The sequence below is a fragment of the Bradyrhizobium pachyrhizi genome, assembly GCF_029714545.1.
In the GTDB taxonomy this organism is placed as follows: Bacteria; Pseudomonadota; Alphaproteobacteria; order Rhizobiales; family Xanthobacteraceae; genus Bradyrhizobium; species Bradyrhizobium pachyrhizi.
Window position 1 is genome coordinate 3,918,958 of the sequence record NZ_CP121667.1, and the last position, 19,062, is coordinate 3,938,019.

The 19,062-nt window shown below is 62.9% G+C and carries 19 protein-coding genes; 14 read left to right on the plus strand and 5 right to left on the minus strand.

What is annotated here, in order from left to right; translation table 11 throughout:
- Positions 1-93: 93 nt before the first annotated feature.
- Together QA639_RS17905 and QA639_RS17910 are read right to left on the minus strand one after the other, a co-directional pair.
- Positions 94-1,293: an ABC transporter substrate-binding protein gene (locus tag QA639_RS17905; protein WP_283090597.1), complete on the minus strand. Its 1,200-nt coding sequence runs from the start codon at positions 1,291-1,293 to the stop codon at positions 94-96.
- Between the two features lie 55 nt (positions 1,294-1,348).
- Positions 1,349-2,488 (minus strand): acyl-CoA dehydrogenase family protein, encoded by a 1,140-nt coding sequence (locus QA639_RS17910; protein ID WP_283090363.1) that lies wholly within the window; start codon positions 2,486-2,488, stop codon positions 1,349-1,351.
- Positions 2,489-2,571: 83 nt separating this feature from the next.
- Between QA639_RS17910 and QA639_RS17915 the strand changes: the two genes are divergently transcribed.
- The 4 genes from QA639_RS17915 to QA639_RS17930 are packed head-to-tail and all read left to right on the plus strand — an operon-like array spanning position 2,572 to position 7,763.
- Positions 2,572-3,438 (plus strand): FadR/GntR family transcriptional regulator, encoded by an 867-nt coding sequence (locus QA639_RS17915; RefSeq protein ID WP_283090364.1) that lies wholly within the window; start codon positions 2,572-2,574, stop codon positions 3,436-3,438.
- Positions 3,439-3,497: 59 nt separating this feature from the next.
- Positions 3,498-4,307 (plus strand): enoyl-CoA hydratase/isomerase family protein, encoded by an 810-nt coding sequence (locus QA639_RS17920; RefSeq protein ID WP_244482432.1) that lies wholly within the window; start codon positions 3,498-3,500, stop codon positions 4,305-4,307.
- Between the two features lie 14 nt (positions 4,308-4,321).
- Positions 4,322-6,559: an acyl-CoA dehydrogenase family protein gene (locus QA639_RS17925; protein WP_283090365.1), complete on the plus strand. Its 2,238-nt coding sequence runs from the start codon at positions 4,322-4,324 to the stop codon at positions 6,557-6,559.
- Positions 6,560-6,569: 10 nt separating this feature from the next.
- Positions 6,570-7,763, plus strand: coding sequence for a CaiB/BaiF CoA transferase family protein (locus QA639_RS17930; RefSeq protein WP_283090366.1), 1,194 nt, complete (start codon positions 6,570-6,572; stop codon positions 7,761-7,763).
- 20 nt (positions 7,764-7,783) lie between these two features.
- Here QA639_RS17930 and QA639_RS17935 read toward each other — a convergent pair whose 3' ends face one another.
- Positions 7,784-8,278 (minus strand): MarR family winged helix-turn-helix transcriptional regulator, encoded by a 495-nt coding sequence (locus QA639_RS17935; protein ID WP_283090367.1) that lies wholly within the window; start codon positions 8,276-8,278, stop codon positions 7,784-7,786.
- 205 nt (positions 8,279-8,483) lie between these two features.
- Between QA639_RS17935 and QA639_RS17940 the strand changes: the two genes are divergently transcribed.
- The 7 genes from QA639_RS17940 (at position 8,484) to QA639_RS17970 (ending at position 15,347) form a co-directional block, all read left to right on the plus strand.
- Complete coding sequence (locus QA639_RS17940; protein ID WP_283090368.1) at positions 8,484-8,810, plus strand: hypothetical protein; 327 nt, start codon at positions 8,484-8,486, stop codon at positions 8,808-8,810.
- A 13-nt stretch (positions 8,811-8,823) separates the two neighbouring features.
- The gene (locus QA639_RS17945) at positions 8,824-10,143 is read left to right on the plus strand and encodes a Rieske 2Fe-2S domain-containing protein (RefSeq protein WP_283090369.1); all 1,320 of its coding nucleotides are present in this window, start codon (positions 8,824-8,826) and stop codon (positions 10,141-10,143) included.
- The gene (locus QA639_RS17950) at positions 10,140-11,090 is read left to right on the plus strand and encodes a PDR/VanB family oxidoreductase (RefSeq protein WP_283090370.1); all 951 of its coding nucleotides are present in this window, start codon (positions 10,140-10,142) and stop codon (positions 11,088-11,090) included. The genes QA639_RS17945 and QA639_RS17950 overlap by 4 nt, the downstream gene beginning before the upstream one ends.
- 27 nt (positions 11,091-11,117) lie before the next feature.
- Positions 11,118-12,341 (plus strand): ABC transporter substrate-binding protein, encoded by a 1,224-nt coding sequence (locus QA639_RS17955; protein WP_283090371.1) that lies wholly within the window; start codon positions 11,118-11,120, stop codon positions 12,339-12,341.
- Between the two features lie 50 nt (positions 12,342-12,391).
- Positions 12,392-13,675: a CaiB/BaiF CoA transferase family protein gene (locus QA639_RS17960; protein ID WP_283090372.1), complete on the plus strand. Its 1,284-nt coding sequence runs from the start codon at positions 12,392-12,394 to the stop codon at positions 13,673-13,675.
- The gene (locus QA639_RS17965; protein WP_283090373.1) at positions 13,672-14,868 is read left to right on the plus strand and encodes a thiolase C-terminal domain-containing protein; all 1,197 of its coding nucleotides are present in this window, start codon (positions 13,672-13,674) and stop codon (positions 14,866-14,868) included. The genes QA639_RS17960 and QA639_RS17965 overlap by 4 nt, the downstream gene beginning before the upstream one ends.
- 77 nt (positions 14,869-14,945) lie before the next feature.
- Entirely contained in the window at positions 14,946-15,347 is a 402-nt protein-coding gene (locus QA639_RS17970; protein ID WP_080667087.1) for a Zn-ribbon domain-containing OB-fold protein, read from the plus strand.
- A 283-nt stretch (positions 15,348-15,630) separates the two neighbouring features.
- On the opposite strand, the gene QA639_RS17975 is transcribed toward QA639_RS17970, so the two are convergent.
- Positions 15,631-15,765 (minus strand): hypothetical protein, encoded by a 135-nt coding sequence (locus QA639_RS17975; RefSeq protein WP_283090374.1) that lies wholly within the window; start codon positions 15,763-15,765, stop codon positions 15,631-15,633.
- Positions 15,766-15,816: 51 nt separating this feature from the next.
- Positions 15,817-16,308: an Lrp/AsnC family transcriptional regulator gene (locus QA639_RS17980; RefSeq protein ID WP_028334214.1), complete on the minus strand. Its 492-nt coding sequence runs from the start codon at positions 16,306-16,308 to the stop codon at positions 15,817-15,819.
- Positions 16,309-16,450: 142 nt separating this feature from the next.
- Between QA639_RS17980 and QA639_RS17985 the strand changes: the two genes are divergently transcribed.
- From QA639_RS17985 to QA639_RS17995, 3 genes are read left to right on the plus strand one after another with little or no spacing between them, the layout of a single operon-like run.
- Positions 16,451-16,843: a RidA family protein gene (locus tag QA639_RS17985; RefSeq protein ID WP_283090375.1), complete on the plus strand. Its 393-nt coding sequence runs from the start codon at positions 16,451-16,453 to the stop codon at positions 16,841-16,843.
- 33 nt (positions 16,844-16,876) lie between these two features.
- Positions 16,877-18,262 (plus strand): MFS transporter, encoded by a 1,386-nt coding sequence (locus QA639_RS17990; RefSeq protein WP_157341583.1) that lies wholly within the window; start codon positions 16,877-16,879, stop codon positions 18,260-18,262.
- Entirely contained in the window at positions 18,259-19,062 is an 804-nt protein-coding gene (locus tag QA639_RS17995; RefSeq protein WP_283090376.1) for a putative hydro-lyase, read from the plus strand. The genes QA639_RS17990 and QA639_RS17995 overlap by 4 nt, the downstream gene beginning before the upstream one ends.

A 19,062-nucleotide genomic window follows, 5' to 3' on the forward strand; every position in this document is an offset into this window, starting at 1 on the left:
GCGATGGAACATGGCTGCTCGGGCAGCTCTAACCGGGCGCGGCTGTTGTCCTGACCTAGCGAGAGGCTTGGTGTCTCTCGCCGACAGTGTGGTCTAGTCGGCCGATAGAGGGGCGCCGGTCAAGGACCAGCTTTCTCCGTCAAATGTCGCAATCCGCAGAGTTCTGAAGGGCGTGTAGTCTCCGGGCCGGGTGCTGATCGCGACGCCTGGGAGCATCATCGGCAATCGCTCGCCATTGAGCGAGGTCGCCTGCTTCATGAGGTTCTCGCGGGTCAGGTCGTCGCCGCATTTGCGCAGAGCCAGCTCCACGGCGTGCACGTTCATATAGGCAACGAGCACAGAATAATCGTCCGGATTGGCTGAAGGTGCATACGCCTTCAAGAACTCCTTGTAGGCCTTGACTTCCTCATCATTGGCCCAGGCTGGGTCGCCCGGTTGCTTGAGGAATTGCGTTGTGACCAGCCTTTTCGATGCTTCGAGGCCTGCGGGCTTCAGGATAGTTTCGACCGATGCGGTCGAGCCGCCGATCACGTGCAGCGGCTTCCAGCCGAGCTCGTAAACCTTGCGGATCGATTGCGCGGCTGCCTTCGACGACGACTGCTCGATCAGGGTGTCGACACCGGCGGCCTTCAGCTGGACGATCTGCGAGTCGATCGTCGGATCGGCGAGCTCGTAGGAAGCCTGGGCAACGATCAACTCGGCCTTCGGACCGAGGCCGGCGCGGAGACCCTTGAGGTAGTCCTTGCCATAGTCGTCATTCTGATAGAGGACGCCGATCCTGGCGTCCGGCTTTGCCGTCAGGATGTACTTGGCGACGACGCGGCCTTCGGTTTCGAAGTCGGGATAGAGCGGGATAGTCCAGGGAAATGCCTTGGGATCGTTGAAGCGGCGTCCGCCGGCGGTGATGAAGAGTTGCGGCACCTGCTTGGCGTTCAGGTACTTCTGGATCGCGACGTTGGGCGCGGTACCGATCGTGCCGACCTCGGCCAATATGCCGACGTCCTCGATCAGCTTGCGTGATTGTTCGACCGCTTTCGGCGCGCTGTAGGCATTGTCGAGCTGCGTGAAGTTGATCTTGCGGCCGTTGATGCCGCCTTTGGCGTTCAGCATCTCAAAGTAGCCGACCACCGCCCGCCCGGCGCCCGCGCCGAACGCGGATGCGGGGCCACTCAGCGGCGTCGATTGGCCGAGCTTGATCTCGGTATCGCTGGCACCGGGACCGTAGGCTTTCTGAGCATAGGCAGGTACCGCCAGAAGTGCTGACAGCACGCCGGCTATCAGCGCCTGGTTCATGATATGGTTCAAGGTCGTTCCTCCCGGTAATGTATCTTCTTGAAATCGATCTGCACTATCGCAGCAGCTCGCGGGCGATCACCACGCGCTGGATCTGGTTGGTGCCTTCGAAAATCTGGGTCAGCTTGGCATCGCGCATCATGCGTTCGACCGGATAGTCCATCGTGTAGCCATAGCCGCCGAAGATCTGGACCGCGTCGGTCGTCACCTTCATCGCCATGTCGCTGCCGACGCATTTGGCCATGCTGGCAAGCACGTTGAGCCGCTTCCAGTCGCCGGCATCGCCGGCGCGGGCACATTCGTAGACCAGTGCGCGGGCCGCCTCGATCTGCATGGCCATGTCGGCGAGCATGAACTGCACGCCCTGGAACTCGGCGATCGGCTTTTTGAATTGCTTGCGCTCCTTGGCGTAAGCGACGCAGGCATCCAGTGCGCCTTGGGCAAGGCCAACGGATTGCGCGCCGATGGTCGGCCGGTTGAGGTCGAGCGCGCGCATCGACGCGCGAAAACCCTTGCCTTCCTCACCGACAAGGTTTTCGGCGGGGACCCGGACATTGTCGAAGAAGATCGGCGTGTTGGGCGCGCCGCGAAAGCCCATCTTGCGCTCGTGGCGCCCGAACGTGATGCCCGGCATTTTCTTCGGCTCGACGATGAAGGCGCTGATGCCGTCCGCACCGGCGCCGTCACTGGTTCGCGCCATGACCACGATGTAGTCGGCGGCGACTCCATAGCTGCACCACTGCTTGCGGCCATTCAGCACATAGCTTTCTCCGTCCTTGCGGGCGCGGGTATTCAGCGCGGCGACATCTGAGCCGGCCTGCGGCTCCGAGATTGCGATCGCCGTGACCACGCCGCCCTCGGCGATGATCGGCAGATATTTCTTGCGCTGCTCCTCCGAGCCGAAATGCATTAGCGGCATGATGAACATGGTGTTGAGTGCCGCGATCGACGCGCAGGCGGGCGAGACCTTCGAGATCTCCTCGCGCGCGATGCAGGCCATGGTCAGGTTGCCGTTCGGGCCGCCATAGCGTTCCGGCACCCAGAGTTGCATCAGCCCCATTTCGCCGAACAGCTTGACCAGCTCGAGCGGGAAGCGGTCGGTTTCGTCGATCTCGGCGGCGATCGGCGCCACGTGCCTCGCGACCATCCTGCGCACGTTGTCACGGAACGCGACCTGCTCCTCGGAAAAACTCATACGAACTCCCGGTTTGTTTTCTTTGCGGAAAGCCCAAAAAAGGGGCTTCCATTGAATGGGTGATCCATTTAATAGTTCACCGCATGAGCACCAAGTCAAGCCCCCGCGCGCCGCAGCGCTCCCGTGCCGCCTCGCCGAGCCGCCGGGAGCGGGTCTCCGATCATCGTGCGGTCGGCTCCCCGGCCGCGCCGACATTCAAGCCAATTCACACCAGGCGGACGTTCGAGGAGATCTGCGAGCGCATTCGCGAGCAACTGGCGCTCGGCGTGCTGAAGCCCGGCGACAAGCTGCCGGCCGAGCGCGAACTTGCGCAACAGCTCGGGGTCAGTCGCAACGTGCTGCGGGAAGCGCTGCGCAGCCTCGAAATGGCCGGCGTGCTCCGGCTGCAGAAGGGCGTCAAGGGCGGAGCCTTCATCCAGCAGGGCGACACCCGCCGCATGAACGAGGTCATGCGCGACATGCTGAGCCTCGGCACGATTTCGGTGCGGGAATTGTCGGAGGCGCGGGTCCACGTCCTCGACCTCGTGGTGCAGCTGGCTTGTGCCAATGCCCGCCGGGCCGATCTCGATGCATTGGAAGCCAATATCGAGCGGACGGAGCTTGCGACGAAGGAGGGCCGGCTGCTCGACCGGGTCGAATGTTCGCGCGAGTTCTACAAGCTGCTGGCGGCCTCGACCGGCAACAAAGTGATTGCGATGATCGTGGACTCGGTGACCGAGATCCACATGCGCTTCGTCTACGCCAAGGTCGCCTCGAGCGGGGTCGCGATGGCGCGGCTGGCGGAAAAGCGGCGGCAATTCCTGGCGGCGCTCAGCGAACGGAACGTCGATCTGGCAAGCCGATTGCTGCGATCGCATCTGGAATCCGTGCAACGCATGCTCGAGCAGGATCCGGGCGCCATGTCGCTTCACGTCGCATTGGCGGATGTGCAGCCCGGGATGCGCCGCTAGCGCGCGCGCCTGAGTTGCCAATAATCAATAACTCAAACAGCGAAACAATGGAGGCAAACGTGTCCAATTACGCCAAGTATGAATGCCTGACGGTCGAGGTCGCGGACAAGGTCGCGACCGTGACCTTGAACCGCCCGCAGGCGCGCAATGCCATCAATCAGAAGCTGATCCGGGAGTTGCGCACGATCTGGGACGACCTCGCCGACGATCATGCCGTTAATGCTGTGGTGCTGACCGGCGCCGGCGACTTCTTCAGCGTTGGTGGCGACGTCAAGGCGATGTCCGAGCGGCCTGGCGGCGATGTGCTCGAAGAGGGCGAGGTACATGATCCCATGATTAGCCGCCGCGGAGTCACCCGCCAGCTCGAGCTCGACAAGCCCATCATCGCGGCGATCAATGGCGACGCCATCGGCCTTGCGGCTACCCATGCGCTGCTTTGCGACATCACGGTGATGGCGGAAGACGCGCGGATCGGCGACACCCATGTCTCGCGCGTCGGCCTGGTCGCGGGCGATGGCGGCACCGTGATCTGGCCGCTGCTGATCGGCATCAACAAGGCCAAGGAATTCCTGATCCGCGGCACACTCCTGAAGGGAAATGAGGCGGAGCGGATCGGGCTGGTCAATCATGTCGCGCCGCGCGCGGAGGTGTTGGCCAAGGCCCGCGCGATCGCGGTCGAGCTCGCGAACGGTCCGACCTGGGCCATTCGCTGGACCAAGCTGTCGATCAACCAGATCGTCAAGGAGCGGGTCAACATGCTGCTGGAGGCGTCGATGGCGCTGGAGCAGGTGACGTTCGAGACTGCCGACCACAAGGAAGCGACTATGTCGTTCAAGGAGAAGCGGAAGCCCAGGTTCGGCCAGGCATAGCGCGGGGCTTCACCATGGCGGCGATCGAAGCGTCGAATGACGATGTCGCAGGAGTGCTGCGCGATTCCTTGCGCGGTTTCCTGGACGAGCATTGGCGTCCACTCGGTTTAGCGGCGCCGTCCTCGCCGGAAGAGGTGTCGGCGATCTGGCGCAAGCTCGTTGGGCTGGGCGTCGCCGCGCTTGGTGCGGAGAGCGGCGAAGGCGGGCTCGCCGAAATCCTCATCGTCATGGCGGAACTCGGCCGGGCCGGCTGTCCGGCGCCGATGTGGTCTGCGGCGCTCGCCAATCTTGCGATCTCCGGATCGCAGGTCGATGTCGCAGTGGATCTGCTGGATCGGCTGCAGTCCGCGAAGGCGACCGTTGCCTTCTCATTCGGCGCGCTGGATCCGGACGCCGGCACAGGAGCGGTTGAGGTCGCGGACCTCAAGGCAAAGGGCACGCTTCGTTTTGTCGAGGCTGCCGGAGGCGCGACGCATCTTCTGGTCGTTCTAGACCAGGCCCAACTTGCGCTGATCAATCTTGGTGGTCCCGGTGTCGAGTGCGTCGCAACTCGCGCGATGGGAGCGTGGGGGCTCTATGAGGTCCGGCTGAACGAAGCGCCGCTCACGCGCATTCCCGCAGGTACGGTCGATCTCGACCATCTCCGCATCAAGGGCAGAGCGATGTTGACCGCGCGCGCTCACGGCGCGGCGCGGCGTGCCTTTGAGCTCGCCGTGGATTACGCCAAGGAGCGGCATCAGTTCGGGCAGCCGATCGGCAGGTTCCAGGCCATCCAGCACAAGCTGGCCGACTGCCTGATCGCGCTAGAAGGCGTCAGGTTGATCCTCGATCATGCCGCCAGACTGCATGATGGCGGCGAGGGCGGCTGGCGCTACTTCGCCGATTGCGCATCGGCGTTCTCCGGTCATGCGCTGCGGCAGGTGTCGCTGGAGATCCAGCATACGTTCGGTGCCATCGGCTATGCCGAAGAGCACGAGGCGCCAATCCACTTCAAGCGCGTGCATCTCGATACGGTTGCGCTCGGCGGCGCCTCGGATGCCAAGAGCGGGCTGGCAGCGCGGCTGCTGGATGCGGGCGGCGTCGGGCTGCCGCAATATGACCTCGGGTCGGCTGGGAATGCGTTTCGTGATCAGATCCGGTTCTGGCTCGAGCAAAACTGGACTGGAGATACGAAGCAAGCGTTCGACGTAAGGCCGTTCGCCAAGCGTGAGTTCGATGCCGGCTTCGCCCGCGACATCGGTGAGACCGGATGGATCGGCCTTGGATGGCCAAAGCAATTCGGCGGCCAGGCGCGATCGCCGCTGGAGCAGATCGCCTTCATGGAGACGATGGAGCGGGGCGAGGCGCCGCGAATCGGCGCGGCGATCCAGGCCAATGCGCTGATGATGTTTGGCACGGCAGCGCAGCAGCAGAAATACCTTCCGGAAATCCTGCGTGGCGAAGCGATGCACGGTATGGGCTACAGCGAGCCGCAGGCAGGGTCGGACCTTGCGGCGCTGCGCACCAGTGCGGCCAGGGACGGCGATCACTGGGTGATCAACGGCCAGAAGATCTGGACCACCACCTGGTGGGGCAAATACATGTTCCTCGCCGCGCGGACCGACAAGGACACGAAGCCGCCGCACGCGGGCATCAGCATGTTCATCGTGCCGATGGATTCGCCGGGCATCACGGTCCGTCCGTCTGCTACCATGTATGATGGCACGTTTGCCAACATCTTCTACGATAATGTCCGCATCCCCTCCGAGAACCTGGTTGGCGGGGTCAATGGCGGTTGGAAAGTGTTGACCGGCGCGCTGGCCTTCGAGCGCGGGCTGGTCGGTGGCGGGATCGTCCTGAAGGTCGCGCACGCCTTCGAGCAGCTGCGTTTGCATGTAATGGCGAAGCAAGGTGATCGGTCTCTCGCTGATGATCCAATGATCCGCGACAGGATGGCGACCCTGGCGTCAGAGATCGAGATCGGCCGGCTCTTGATGATGCATTGCGCCGAACTTGCCGCCGACGGCATGACGCCGCCGGAATATGGCGCGATCAGCAAGGTGTTTTCCGGTGAACTGATGGAGCGCTTTGGCGAGGCTGCGCTCGACATCCTTGGCATGCGCGCCGCGCTGTCCGAGCAGATGCCGGGCGCGATCGACAACGGCCGCTTCGAGCAAAACCTGCGGCATTCGCTGATGTGGGTCATCAGCATCGGGACAAATGAGATTCAGCGCAGTCTGATCGCGCAACGCGCGCTCGGGATGCCGAGATAGGAGAGATCGGATGCAGAAGGATGGCGACAGGGCGCCGCTCGCCGGCGTGCGCGTGCTCGATTTCTCGATCATGGTGGCGGGGCCCTATTGCGCGCGGCTGCTCGCCGACGTCGGCGCCGAGGTCATCAAGATCGAGCCTCCGGAAGGCGACGATATGCGGTTGCGAACGCCGCTGCGCGAAGGCCACAGCACCTATTTCGGCCAGCTCAATGCCGGAAAGCGTAGCCTGGCGCTGGACCTGAAGAATGCCGACGCCATCAGGCTCGTACATCGCATGGTCGCGGAGGCGGACATTCTCGTCGAGAATTTCCGCCCTGGCGTGATGGACCGCCTCGGCCTTGGCTACGAGACGCTTCGCGAGATCAACCCGCGCCTCATCTATTGCTCGATCTCGGGTTATGGCCAGTCAGGCCCAGCCGCCGAGCGCGCGGCTTATGCGATGATCGTGCATGCCGAGAGTGGATTCGATCACTCCCTGATGCGCTATGCCGGCGACCGGGAGCGTCCCGCGCCGGGCGCTATTTTTGTGGCCGATATCCTCGGCGGTATCTTCGGCTATTCCGCGATCCAGACCGCGATGGTCCAGCGTACGCGCACCGGGAAAGGACAGCGCGTCGATGTAGCCTTGATGGACTGCATGCTGAATCTGCTGGTCTATGAACTTCAGGAAGCGCAATTCCCGATCCGTGCGCCGCGCCCGACCTATGGGCCGGTCCGCACGCGCGACGGCGATATCCTGATCGCCCCGGTCACGCCGCGTAATTTCGCGGCGCTGTGCGAGGTGACTGGGCAGGAAGAGCTGGTGAACGACCCCCGCTTTTCGACCATTCCGGCGCGCGGCGCCAATTGGACCGCCATGATGCAGGTGATCGAGAAATGGACGGAGCGCCACACTGTCGCTGAATGCATCGCGGCGCTGGATCGCGCCGGCGTTCCTTGCGCCGATTACCGGACGCCGGGCGCGGCGCTGACCGATGACCATTTGCGCCAGCGCGGTGTGTTCGGGACGGTCTCGGATGGCGCCGGCGACTTCGTCGGCGTCAATGCGCCATGGCAGATGTCCGGGGCCGATACGCCGATAGGAAGCCGCGTTCCCGGGATCGGCGCGCAGCGGGATGATGTGTTGTCGCGGATCCTGGAATTGTCGCCCGACGCAATCGCTGCACTTGCTGCCGCCGGCACATTTGGAAAGGCGCCGGCCTAGGAGGGCCGCGCGTCGGCACCTCAGGTATCGGCCGGAGCGTCTGGCGGCGGAGCCTTCGCGATCGCAAGTAGACATTTCAGGAAATGCGCGCGGTCTTCCTTGCGCAGCGGAGCCAGCATGATGTTTTGCAGCTCAGCGGCGGCCGGAATGACGGCCAGAAGCGCTTCCTCTCCCTTGGCGGTGATCTGCACCTGGAGCGAGCGGCGGTCGTCCGGATTATCCTTCTTTGAGACCAGCCGGCGCGCGACCATGCGCTTGAGCATTTCGCTCAGCGTGTTGCGGTCGCAACTGATCCGCTCCGCCAGCACGGAGGGGGTGAGGGGCCCCAACTGATACAGCGCCATCAGCACGCCGAACTGCCGCGGCGTGATATCGCTCTGGCGCGTCATGCTTTGGTAGAGGCCGTCGTAGCGGGCCTCCAGCAGCCGCAGCAGAAATCCGACGCCGCCTTCGAGTTGCCAGTCGCGCGCGATGTCTGTGGCCAAGTTCGTCTTCATACCCTTGTCGGCTGCCATGCCGTCGTTGAATCCCAGCTGCGATGTTTCGAATTCGCCTTAGCCGTTAGCAGCTTGGCCTGACGTCCTCAACCCTGTGGCAAACCGCGGTCCAAGTCTGTTCCGCGCGCGATGGATCGCGCCCTCGGCTCTTGCCAGCCCTCCGGCTATGTAGTACGTATACGTATCAAACGCGATGCGTAGACATCGTTCAGGGAGGTTGAACTTGGACCTGCGTGAGCTGCTGTCGATCCCCTATCTGCTTGAGGCCGAGGCGGTCGAAACCGAGCCGGGGCAGTGGCGGGTTCGACTTGCCTATCGGGAGCTGCCGGGGTGCACGGCGGAAGCCTCCGTCGTCGAGGAGGCTCTGCGCGAGCTCGAGCGGCGCCGCATCGAATTGATCGTCCGCCTGGTGGAGGAGGGCAAGCAGCCTCCGATCCCACGCAAGCCGCTCACCGCATCCGATCCGCTTTGGACCGCTCAGGATCTTGGACTGTCTGACCGTGTCGCCACGCTTCTCGGCGGCGCGACGGGCCCGGCCACACGCAATTGAAGGAGGCAAACCCATGCTCTCGCGCGAAGACAATGAACGCCTGGTGAGGGTCGGCAAGGGCACGCCGCTCGGCGACCTCTTTCGCCTTTACTGGATTCCATTTCTGCCGTCGGCGGATCTCAGCAAGGACGGGCAACCGAAGCGCATCCGGCTGCTGGGCGAGGATCTGGTCGCCTTCCGCGACACCGAGGGCCGCGTCGGACTGGTCGACCAGGCCTGCCCGCATCGCGGCGCACCGCTGATCTTCGCAAGAAACGAGGATTGCGGGCTGCGCTGCGTCTATCACGGCTGGAAATTCGACGTCACCGGTGCCGTGACTGACATGCCGGCAGAGCCGGTGCGCAGCCGCCTCAAGGAGCGGGTGCGGATCAAGGCCTATCCCTGCAAGGAGCGCAACGGGATGATCTGGACCTATATGGGTCCGGACCAGGCCGAGCTTCCGCCGTTGCCGAACCTCGAATGGAATCTCGTGCCGGCCGAGCAGGTGCACATCTCGGTTCGCGTCCAGGAGTGCAATTGGCTGCAGGCGGTCGAGGGCGAGATCGATTCGGCGCACGCGCCGCTGCTTCATGGACGGCTGGATGCGCAGGGCACGACGAGCGCCTGGATTCAGAAGCGCGACCTGCGCCCGACCTTCGAATGCATCAAGCAGGATTTCGGCATGAGCATCGCCGCGCGGCGGAATTACGATGCCAACACGTTGTATTGGCGGGTCAACCAGTTCCTTCTGCCGTTCTATACGCTGGTGCCCCCGCTGTCTCCGTTCCCGGATCTGAGCGGGCATGCCTGGGTGCCCATCGATGACGAGAACACGCTCTGTATCATGTTCTCCTATCATCCGTCGGAGCCGCTGCTGGAGAAGACGCGGCAGGTCTTTGCAGAAGGACACAAGGGCCGCGAGAGTGGCCACGCCAGCCGCCACGTTCTCGTGCAGCACCCGGTGACGGTGCCGTATGCCGGCTACTGGACCAGATACAACCCGCAGAACGGATTCCAGTTCGACTACGAGGCTCAGCGGACCACCTGGTTCTCGGGCCTGCCGGGGCTCTGGGTGCAGGACGGTGCGTGCCAGAGCGGCGTCTCGCCGATTTTCGATCGCACCAGGGAGACGCTCTGTTCGAGCGATACCGGCATCGCGATGACGCGGCGCTTCATCCTGGAGGCGCTCGGCGCCTATCGCGATCACGCGATCAAGCCGAAGGGTGTGTTGGACCCCGACGTGTTCATGGTGCGGGCGGTGTCGCTGCGGCTGCCGCCGGAGGATTCCTGGGTCGATGCCGGCGCACCGTTCATGCGGGCGAAGCTCGGTGCCGATTTCGGGTACGAGCTGTGAGCGCATCCAACCAGAAGGTTCTGGTCAAGCGCATTGGCTACGAGGCCGAGCGGATCCACTCCTACGAGCTGATCGCGCGGACGGGCAGCGAGCTGGCCCCGTTCACAGCCGGCAGCCATATCGACCTGCATCTGCCGAACGGCATGATCCGCAGCTACTCGCTGGTGAACGATCAGTGCGAGCGGCATCGCTACGTCATCGCGGTCAACAAGGATGCCGGGAGCCGCGGCGGCTCCAGCTTCATTCACGACGCTGTCAGGGTCGGGGACATCATCGCGATCTCCGGGCCGCGCAACAACTTCGCACTTCAGGATGAGGCTGAGCATTCGGTCCTGATCGCTGGCGGTATCGGCATCACGCCGCTGCTGTCAATGATCCGGCGCCTGGAAGCGCTCGGATGCCGATGGGACCTGTTCTACGCCGCAAGGACGCGCGCCGCTGCCGCATTTCTCGACGAACTCGGCACGTATCGATCGAGGGTCCATGTCGATTTCGACGACGAGCGATCGGGACGGGTTTTCGATCTGCCGGCGATCGTCAGGAACGCGCCGGCTCACGCGCATCTTTATTGTTGCGGTCCGCTGCCCATGCTCGAGGCGTTCGAGGCGGCGACGGCCGATCGTCTGGCCGATCGCGTGCATGTCGAATATTTCAAGGCACGGGAAGCCCCGGCCACCGAGGGCGGCTTCGACGTCAAGCTGACACGAAGCAACCGCACCATCGCGGTCGAGGCCGGGAAGACCATCCTCGATGCGCTGCTGGATGCCGGGATAGCCGCGAACTACGCCTGCACCGAGGGGGTCTGTGGCACCTGCGAGACGCGCGTGCTCGAGGGCATACCCGATCATCGCGACCAGTTTCTGAGCGAGGAAGAGCAGGCGGCGAACAAGAGCGTCATGATCTGCTGCTCGGGCGCCAAGTCCCGCACGCTCGTGCTCGATCTCTAAGACAACAACATACGACGGGTGGAAACAATGAAGTATCTTTCGCGTATTGTCGGAATAGCCCTCCTGGCCGCTTGCGCCAGTGCGCCCGCGTCGGCGGACGCTGCGCGCTCCCTCAAGATCGGTGTGCTCAACGACGCGTCCGGCCCTTATTCGGACAATGCCGGCGGAGGTTCGGTGACGGCGGCCAAAATGGCGACCGAGGACTTCATGCGGCTTCATCCGGATTTCAAGGTCGAGATCGTCTCGGCCGATCACCAGAACAAGGCCGATGTCGGCGCCGCAATCGCGCGCCGCTGGATCGATCAGGAGAAGGTCGATGCAGTCGCTGATGTGCCGAACTCGGCCGTCGGGCTCGCCGTCAACGAGGTCGTGCGCGGCACCAAGGCGGCGCTGATCGCGTCGAGTGCGGCGTCTTCCGACCTGACCGGAAAATACTGCTCACCCAATACGATTCAATGGACCTTCGACACCTGGGCGGCCTCGCACACCATCGGCGCCTATCTCGTGCGTCACGGTGGCAAGAAATGGTACTTCATCGCCACCGACAATGCGCTCGGCAAGTCGATGGTGCGCGATGGGACGGCGGTGATCGGCGCCGGCGGCGGCACCGTTCTCGGATCGGTCAACGTGCCGATCAATAATGCGGACTACGCGTCGTTCATTCTACAGGCAGAAGGCTCGGGCGCCGATCTGATCGCGTTCGCGACCGCCGGCGGCGACACCGTCAGCCTGATCAAGCAGTCCGCCGAGTTCGGACTAAAGCAGAGTGGGCGTACCTTCGCGGCGCTGCTGACCACCACCAACGATGTCGAGTCGAGCGGCCTCGCGGTCGGCGAGGGGCTGATCATCACCCAGCCGTTCTACTGGGACCTCAACGATGCCAGCCGCGCATGGTCGGCCAGATTCAGCGAGCGGCAGCATGGGCAATCGCCGACGGCCTTCCATGCCGGCGTCTATTCGTCCGTGCTGGCCTATCTCAATGCGGCGTTGGCGGCAGGAACCAATGACGCGCCGGCCGTGATCCAGAAGTTGAAGGAGACGCCGATCGACGACGCCTTGTTCGGGCCGGTCGTGGTGCGCGCCGACGGCCGCGCCATTCACAACATGTATATCCTGAAGGTGAAGAGCCCGACTGCGTCGAAGAGCAAGTGGGATCTGCTGGAGCAGGTCGGCGTGTTGTCCGGGCCAGAAGCCTTCCGGCCGCTCGACCAGGGTGGATGCCCGCTCGTCGAGCCACCGAAGAGTAACTGACGACAGCCGCGGTCCTCGGATCAACATTTCTCAAACCAACGGATCTCCCGATGCTGGACCAGCTCGAAGCCGATTTCCCCGAGCACACGCCTCGTCCTCCCGGCGCGCCAAAGGCGCTCGAGGGGATTCGGGTGATCGATTTCTCGCATTTCATCGCGGGACCGTTTGCGACCATGATCCTGGCCGACATGGGCGCCGAGGTGATCAAGATCGAGGCGCCGGGCCGCGGCGACGATCTGCGCCGCTATCCCCCGGTGCATCCCGATCTCAAGCACGGTGCGCCGTTCCTCTGGACCAACCGCAACAAGCGCAGCGTTGCTCTCGATCTGAAGTCCCCGGAGGGCCTGAAGGTTGCGCGTGAGCTGATCGCGACGGCGGACGTCCTCGTCGAAAACTTTTCGGCGAGCGTGATGGCCCGGCTCGGGCTCGACTATGAGAGCTGCCGCAAGATCAAGCCCGAGATCATCTATTGCTCGGTGTCGGCCTATGGCCGCGACGGGGCGTTTGCGGACCGGCTCGGCTTCGATCCGATCGCGCAGGTCGAGAGCGGCTTCGTGTCGATGAACGGCTACGCCGACCGGGAAGGGGTGCGGGCCTTGTCGCCGGTGATGGACATCAGCACCGCGATGATGGCGAGCAATGCAATCCTTGGCGCGTTGTTGGCGCGCGAGCGCAGCGGGCAAGGCCAGGCCATCGAGGTGTCGTTGTTCGACAATGCCGTCCTGATGACCGGCTACGCGACCACGCAGTCGCTCTTCAATGGCACCGATCCGAAGCGAAGCGGCAACACCAGCCCGGACACGTGTCCGTCGGGCGTGTTCCTGGCGAGCGATTGCTCGTTCTATATCAACTGCGGCAATGACAAGATCTTCCAACGCCTGATGGCGCAGGTCCTTGAGCGCGAGGATCTCGCGGCGGCCGAGATTTATGCAACCGGCCCTGACCGAATCCGCAGGCGCGAGGAGTTGTTCGCGATCCTCGGTGATGCCTTTGCCCGGCAGCCCTGGTCGCACTGGCAGTCGCGGATGCGTGCGGCCGGCGTGCCCTGCGGCCAGCTGCGGACCGTCGGCGAGGCGATCCGTTCGCCGGAGGCGAGGGAGCGCAGCATCGTTACCCGGATCCCGCACGAGGCGGTGGGCTGGGTGCCGAACGTGAACCTGCCGATCCGCTATTCGCGGACGCCGATCGTCGATCCCGTTGCAGCACCGGCCGTTGGGCAGCACACCGGAAACGTGCTGCGCGAGTTGCTCGGCTATGATGAGGCGGAGGTCGCGCGGCTCGCCAAGGGCGGAGCCTTCGGCAGCCAGGCTTCGCAACGGGATGCCAAGCCGTGACCGGGCGCGCGCAAGACGAGCGCACGCTGCGGGGCCGCGTGGCCGTGATCGGGATCGGTGAAACCGAATATTATCGTTATGGCGCTTCTCCCGATCCGGAATTCAAGCTCGCGCTGAAGGCGATCCTGGCGGCTTGCGAGGATGCCGGGCTCGATCCCCGCGAGATCGATGGTTTCTCTTCCTACAGCGACGATCGCAGCGAGGCGTCACGGCTGGCTGCAGCGCTGGGCACGCATCGATTGCGCTCCGCCACCATGCAATGGGGCGGAGGCGGTGGCGGTTGCTGCGCGGCGGTCGCCAACGCGGCCGCCTCGATCGTCGCAGGCCTTGCCGATTGTGTCGTGGTGTTCCGTTCATTGGCGCAGGGCCAATATGGCCGTTTCGGACAGGCAGCCGGGATTCACACCGTTTCCGGCGAACGGTCCTATCTGATGCCCTATGGTGTGCTGGCGCCCCCGCAGCGCTTTGCCATGCGAGTGCAGCGCTACATGCACGAGCATGGCGTGCGGCAGGAGGCGCTACGCTCGATTGCTCTCGCCTCCTATCATCATGCCCAGGCCAACCCGCGTGCCGTGATGCATGGCAGGCCGCTGCACGCGGAGAAATACGATGCCTCGCGCTGGATCGTGGAGCCATTCCATCTCTACGATTGCTGCATGGAGAATGACGGAGCGGCGGCCTTGCTGCTGGTATCGGTAGAGCGCGCCAAGGACTTCGCGTCCAAGCCGGCCTACGTACTCGGTGCGGCCTTCGGCTCGGGCCATCGTGCAGCCGCGACGGCGCACAACGCGCCGCTCTACGCTACCGCGAGCTTCGACACAGTTGCCCCCGATCTGTACCGCACGGCCGGGGTAGGGCCGTCAGATGTCGGCGTGGTCCAGGCGTACGAGAACTTCACCGGCGGTGTCGTGATGGCGCTGGCGGAGCATGGCTTCTTCAGGCCCGAGAAGGCCAACGACTTCCTGACTTTCGACAATTTGATCGCTCCATCCGGGAGGCTCCCGCTCAACACCAGTGGCGGCAACCTTGCCGAATGCTACATGCACGGCTTTGAGCTGGTGCTGGAAGCTGTTCGTCAGGTGCGTGGCGCGTCGACGAGCCAGGCTCGACGAAATGATGTTGCGTTGGTGATCGGCGGCCCGATGGTGACGCCGGCCAGTAACCTCATCCTGGGTTCGGAGGCAACGTTATGAGTGGACCTACGCACTATCTCCCTGTCGGGTTGCCCATTCCAGTGGGCGAGCCGGACGGCCTCTCGACACCCTATTGGATGGGCTTGCGTGAAAATCGCCTACTGGTGCAACGCTGCGATCGCTGCTGCACCTGGCAGTTCGGGCCCGAATGGATTTGCCACAATTGTCATTCCTTTGATCTCACGTGGACTGACGTCGAGCCGACTGGCCGCATCTACAGTTGGGAACGCGTGTGGCATCCATCCCACCCGGCGCTAAAGCAGTGCGCCCCATATCTCGCGCTGCTCGTTGAGCTGCCACACGCCGGTGGCGTACGCATGGTGGGTAATCTGCTGGGCGATCCCCGGCAGACCGTGGTCATCGGAACCGAGGTTAAAGGGGTGTTCGAACATCACCTGGAGGCCGATCCAGTGTTCTCCTTGCTGCACTGGTGGCTACAGCGAGACGCTGACGCGTCGGACAGTCGATCGGGCGCCTAATGAGATTGCGGGCTGGCAAGAAACCCTTCAGACAAACCGCGGCTTAGACGGTTTGCCTTGGCGTAATTGGCATGAGATGGCTCCGGAAGGCTCAACAATGGACTGGAGTGAGAGTTCAGAGTTTCAATAGGTTATAGGGCTGCGAGTGCACGGCATGTGCACTCGAAGATCAAAGAGGAAGTATGAACGAGAGCAGATCCTCCCTTTTCTGGAGGATATGGATTTGCGATCGCATGTGCAGAGCTTGCGCCGAAGGGTTTGTGCGCGGTGTGCGACTTCCCGCTCAATTGCTGTCGCTCGCTGTAAGCTTCAGAAATTCACTTTTCATCCCGTTGACCTTCGCTATGTACGCCGCGACGAGGTGGTCGCCGCAGCGCTCGCCCGCTGCCGGCTGGAAGCTGCGGCGCACGAAGGCCAATGCGTTGCCTGTGCCGCAGAGTTGGATGATAGCGGCAAGATTTCGCGATCCTTACTTCGGCAGGATCAAGGCCATCGACGCCTTCACCCGGTCCATCACGACCAGGGTTTTGAAGTGCTTGATATTGTGGTTTTCGAAGAACAGGCGCTTGGTCAACTGTTCGTATTCCTGCATGGACCCCACTGTTACGACGAGCACGAAGTCTGTTTCTCCCGTCACGTAGTAGCATTGCTGCACTTCCGGGGCCGAGGCGAAACTCCCCTTCGACGCCTCCAGCAGGTCAAGCCGCTCATTCTCGATCTGGACCTCCACCAGAACGGTAATTGGTTGACCAACTGACGCGGGGTTCAGGATGGCGACGTTACCCTGGATGACGCCGTGCTTTTCCAGACGGCTGATCCGTCGCTGCACCGCAGCCGCGGACAGGTTGACCATTTCTCCGATCGTCCGCTGTGGAGTTGTGTTGTTTCGCTGAAGAATCTCCAGGATCGCAAGATCCTGAGGATCAAGGTCATTCAAGCGAAGTTCTTGTGTCGGTGCCATGGCGCGCAACAAAATCACGGGATCCGGCCCAACTTAGAGGCCTTTTCTCGACAGAGCGCAATACTGTCACCTCCATGACAGTGGTCGATGCGGACGGCATTTGCGCCGGATCCGGGCCTGAGAGATTCCGAACGAGGTGATGATGAGCACGATTACGCGCCACACGGTGCCGGGGTTACCCCCGTCGATGTCGCCGAGCAGCCACGCGGTCGAGGCCGATGGATTTGTGTTTTTGACGGGTCAATTTGCGAGAAACCTCGATGACCCCGGCTCGCCACTTCCTGAAGGTATCGCGTCGCAGACGGAGCAGACCCTCAAGAACATGGAACGGGTGCTGGGGAGCCTCGGCCTGAAGATCGAAAACGTGGTCAGCGTCCGCGCGTTTCTCACCAACTTCAAACGCGATTACGACGAGATGAACGAGGTCTACTCCCGGTTTTTTCACCCGGATCATCGACCGACGAGGACCTGCGTCGGCGTCACCGATCTCGTAAGGGACGCTCTGATCGAAATCGACTGCGTCGCAAGGCGATAAGTAAAACAACCACAAAATCCAGAAGGGGAGAAAATGCAGCAAGCCAGCTCGGTATCGGCACGCCTCGACCGCCTTCCGATCTCGAAGGTTCACAAGCGTATCGTCGCCCTTGTGGGTGGCGGCATGTTCTTTGACAACCTCGATATCTACATAGCCGGCGCAGTGCTGGGCGTGTTTCTCTCAACCGGCTTCTCCAGTCTCGACCTGAATGCGTACTTCGTGTCCGCGACATTCCTGGGCATGTTTCTGGGAACGGTCGGGGCCGGCGTCGTCGCGGATTTGCTCGGTCGCCGGGTGACCTTCCAGTGGAATTTGGCGATCTTTGGTCTGGCCTCGCTCGCCGGTGCGGCGGCGCCCAACATGGAATGGGTCGTTTTTCTGCGGTTCCTTTGCGGCGTTGGCCTCGGTGCCGAGATCGTCCTGGGCTATGGGACGCTTGCCGAGTTCGTGCCGCCGCAGCAGCGGGGGCGCTGGGTTTCCACGCTCTCGATGATTTCCAGCATGGGGCTACTGGTGTCGACCCTGCTGAGCTGGGCGCTCATCCCGGTATTCGGTTGGCGCGTTATGTTCGCTGTCCCCGGCGTTGGAGCACTGGTCATCTTATGGCTTCGAAAGGCGCTTCCCGAGTCTCCGCGCTGGCTGGAGGTCAAGGGGCGGTTCAGCGAAGCGGACCAGGTCGTTTCTGCTATCGAGCATGAGGCTCGCAGAGAGCACGGCGAACTAGACGCTCCGGAGTGGCGGCCTGCAGTTGCACCCGGGTCAATTTGGCAAAAGGCGTTCATTCGGCCTCTGGTCCTCGGAACGGTTTTACAGGTCATCATGTTCGCAGCCCTGTATGGCCTCGTCTCGTGGATCCCGACTTTCCTTCTCAAGCAGGGCATCCCGATCAATCAGACCCTCGGCCAGTCCGCGCTCATGTCCCTCGGCGCGCCAACGGGAGCATTCGTCGCCCGGCTTTGGGTCGATCGTTTGGGTCGACGCGTCGCGATCATCGGCGGCTCTATCGGTGCGGCCGTCATGACAGTGCTGTTCGGCCAAGCCACTTCACAGGTCGCTGCCGTGGGCATCGGCTTCGCCACCTTCGCGTTGATCTACTTTCTTCTCGCGACGATCCAGGCGGTCTATTTGCCTGAGCTCTTCCCGACGTCGGTTCGTATGCGCTGCAACGCCGTCTGTGTTGGAATAGCGAGGCTTACGACGGCTGTGGTTCCCTTCGGCGTTGTCTATCTCTTCAACAACTGGGGCGTCGCTGCGGTGCTGTCCACGATCGGCGGGCTACTTTTCGTGCAGGCCGTTACCATGGCGTTGCTTGGACGTGAAACTGGCGGACGTTCGCTCGAACTCGCGACCAATACAATGGCTCGACCGATGTCGGATTACGCGCCCGTCGAGGCGCCTGCGACCAAGGCGGTGCCATGAACAGTCGGGCTCCTGATTTCGATACGCGCGACGTCACCTCGGTCCGTAAGGCGGTGCGCTCCGGTGCTTATGTCGGCTACACGGCCGGCTTCGCACCGGATCGCGTGCAGGCGAACATCTGCATTCTTCCTCGAAGCCATGCGGAAGATTTCCTTCTGTACTGCCAACGCAATCCGCAGCCATGCCCCCTGATTGCCCGGTCGGATGTCGGCGATCCCTGTCTTCCCACCCTGGGGGAGGATATTGACATCCGCACCGATGTGCCGCGGTACCACGTCTTTCGCGATGGACAACTCGCGGAAGAAGTGACCGACATATCCCGGCTCTGGCAGAATGACCTGGTGACCTTCGCTTTGGGTTGCTCCTTTTCGTTCGAGTACGCCTTGGTGGAAGCGGGAATTGCGCTCAGGTATCTCGAGCGTGGCGAAGTGGCTGGCGTCTATGAGACGACGGTAGATACGATGCCTGCCGGTGACTTCCGTGCGAAGCTGGTGGTCACGATGCGACCGTTCGCGGCCAGGGAGGCTATTCGTGCCATCCAGATAACGTCGCGCTTTCCGAACGTTCATGGTGCTCCCGTTCATATCGGCGATCCCGGCTTGATCGGAGTGGACCTGTCGAAGAGGTACAGGGAGGTAGGTTCGGGAGAGGTGCTTCCGCACGAGATCCCGCTGTTCTGGGCCTGCGGCCTCACCCCGCAGCTTGCGACCGCGAACGCAAAGCCGCCCTTGTGCATCACGCACGCGCCGTCCTCCATGCTCATTACAGATCTGCGTAATGCTGGCCTCGCTTCCTTTTAG

Bases quoted from the DNA above. Each gene is read 5' to 3' on its own strand.
- QA639_RS17905 (WP_283090597.1), bottom strand. From the start codon at position 1,293: ATGAACCAGGCGCTGATAGCCGGCGTGCTGTCAGCACTTCTGGCGGTA.
- QA639_RS17910 (WP_283090363.1), bottom strand. From the start codon at position 2,488: ATGAGTTTTTCCGAGGAGCAGGTCGCGTTCCGTGACAACGTGCGCAGG.
- QA639_RS17915 (WP_283090364.1), top strand. From the start codon at position 2,572: ATGAGCACCAAGTCAAGCCCCCGCGCGCCGCAGCGCTCCCGTGCCGCC.
- QA639_RS17925 (WP_283090365.1), top strand. From the start codon at position 4,322: ATGGCGGCGATCGAAGCGTCGAATGACGATGTCGCAGGAGTGCTGCGC.
- QA639_RS17930 (WP_283090366.1), top strand. From the start codon at position 6,570: ATGCAGAAGGATGGCGACAGGGCGCCGCTCGCCGGCGTGCGCGTGCTC.
- QA639_RS17935 (WP_283090367.1), bottom strand. From the start codon at position 8,278: ATGGCAGCCGACAAGGGTATGAAGACGAACTTGGCCACAGACATCGCG.
- QA639_RS17945 (WP_283090369.1), top strand. From the start codon at position 8,824: ATGCTCTCGCGCGAAGACAATGAACGCCTGGTGAGGGTCGGCAAGGGC.
- QA639_RS17955 (WP_283090371.1), top strand. From the start codon at position 11,118: ATGAAGTATCTTTCGCGTATTGTCGGAATAGCCCTCCTGGCCGCTTGC.
- QA639_RS17960 (WP_283090372.1), top strand. From the start codon at position 12,392: ATGCTGGACCAGCTCGAAGCCGATTTCCCCGAGCACACGCCTCGTCCT.
- QA639_RS17970 (WP_080667087.1), top strand. From the start codon at position 14,946: ATGGGCTTGCGTGAAAATCGCCTACTGGTGCAACGCTGCGATCGCTGC.
- QA639_RS17980 (WP_028334214.1), bottom strand. From the start codon at position 16,308: ATGGCACCGACACAAGAACTTCGCTTGAATGACCTTGATCCTCAGGAT.
- QA639_RS17985 (WP_283090375.1), top strand. From the start codon at position 16,451: ATGAGCACGATTACGCGCCACACGGTGCCGGGGTTACCCCCGTCGATG.
- QA639_RS17990 (WP_157341583.1), top strand. From the start codon at position 16,877: ATGCAGCAAGCCAGCTCGGTATCGGCACGCCTCGACCGCCTTCCGATC.
- QA639_RS17995 (WP_283090376.1), top strand. From the start codon at position 18,259: ATGAACAGTCGGGCTCCTGATTTCGATACGCGCGACGTCACCTCGGTC.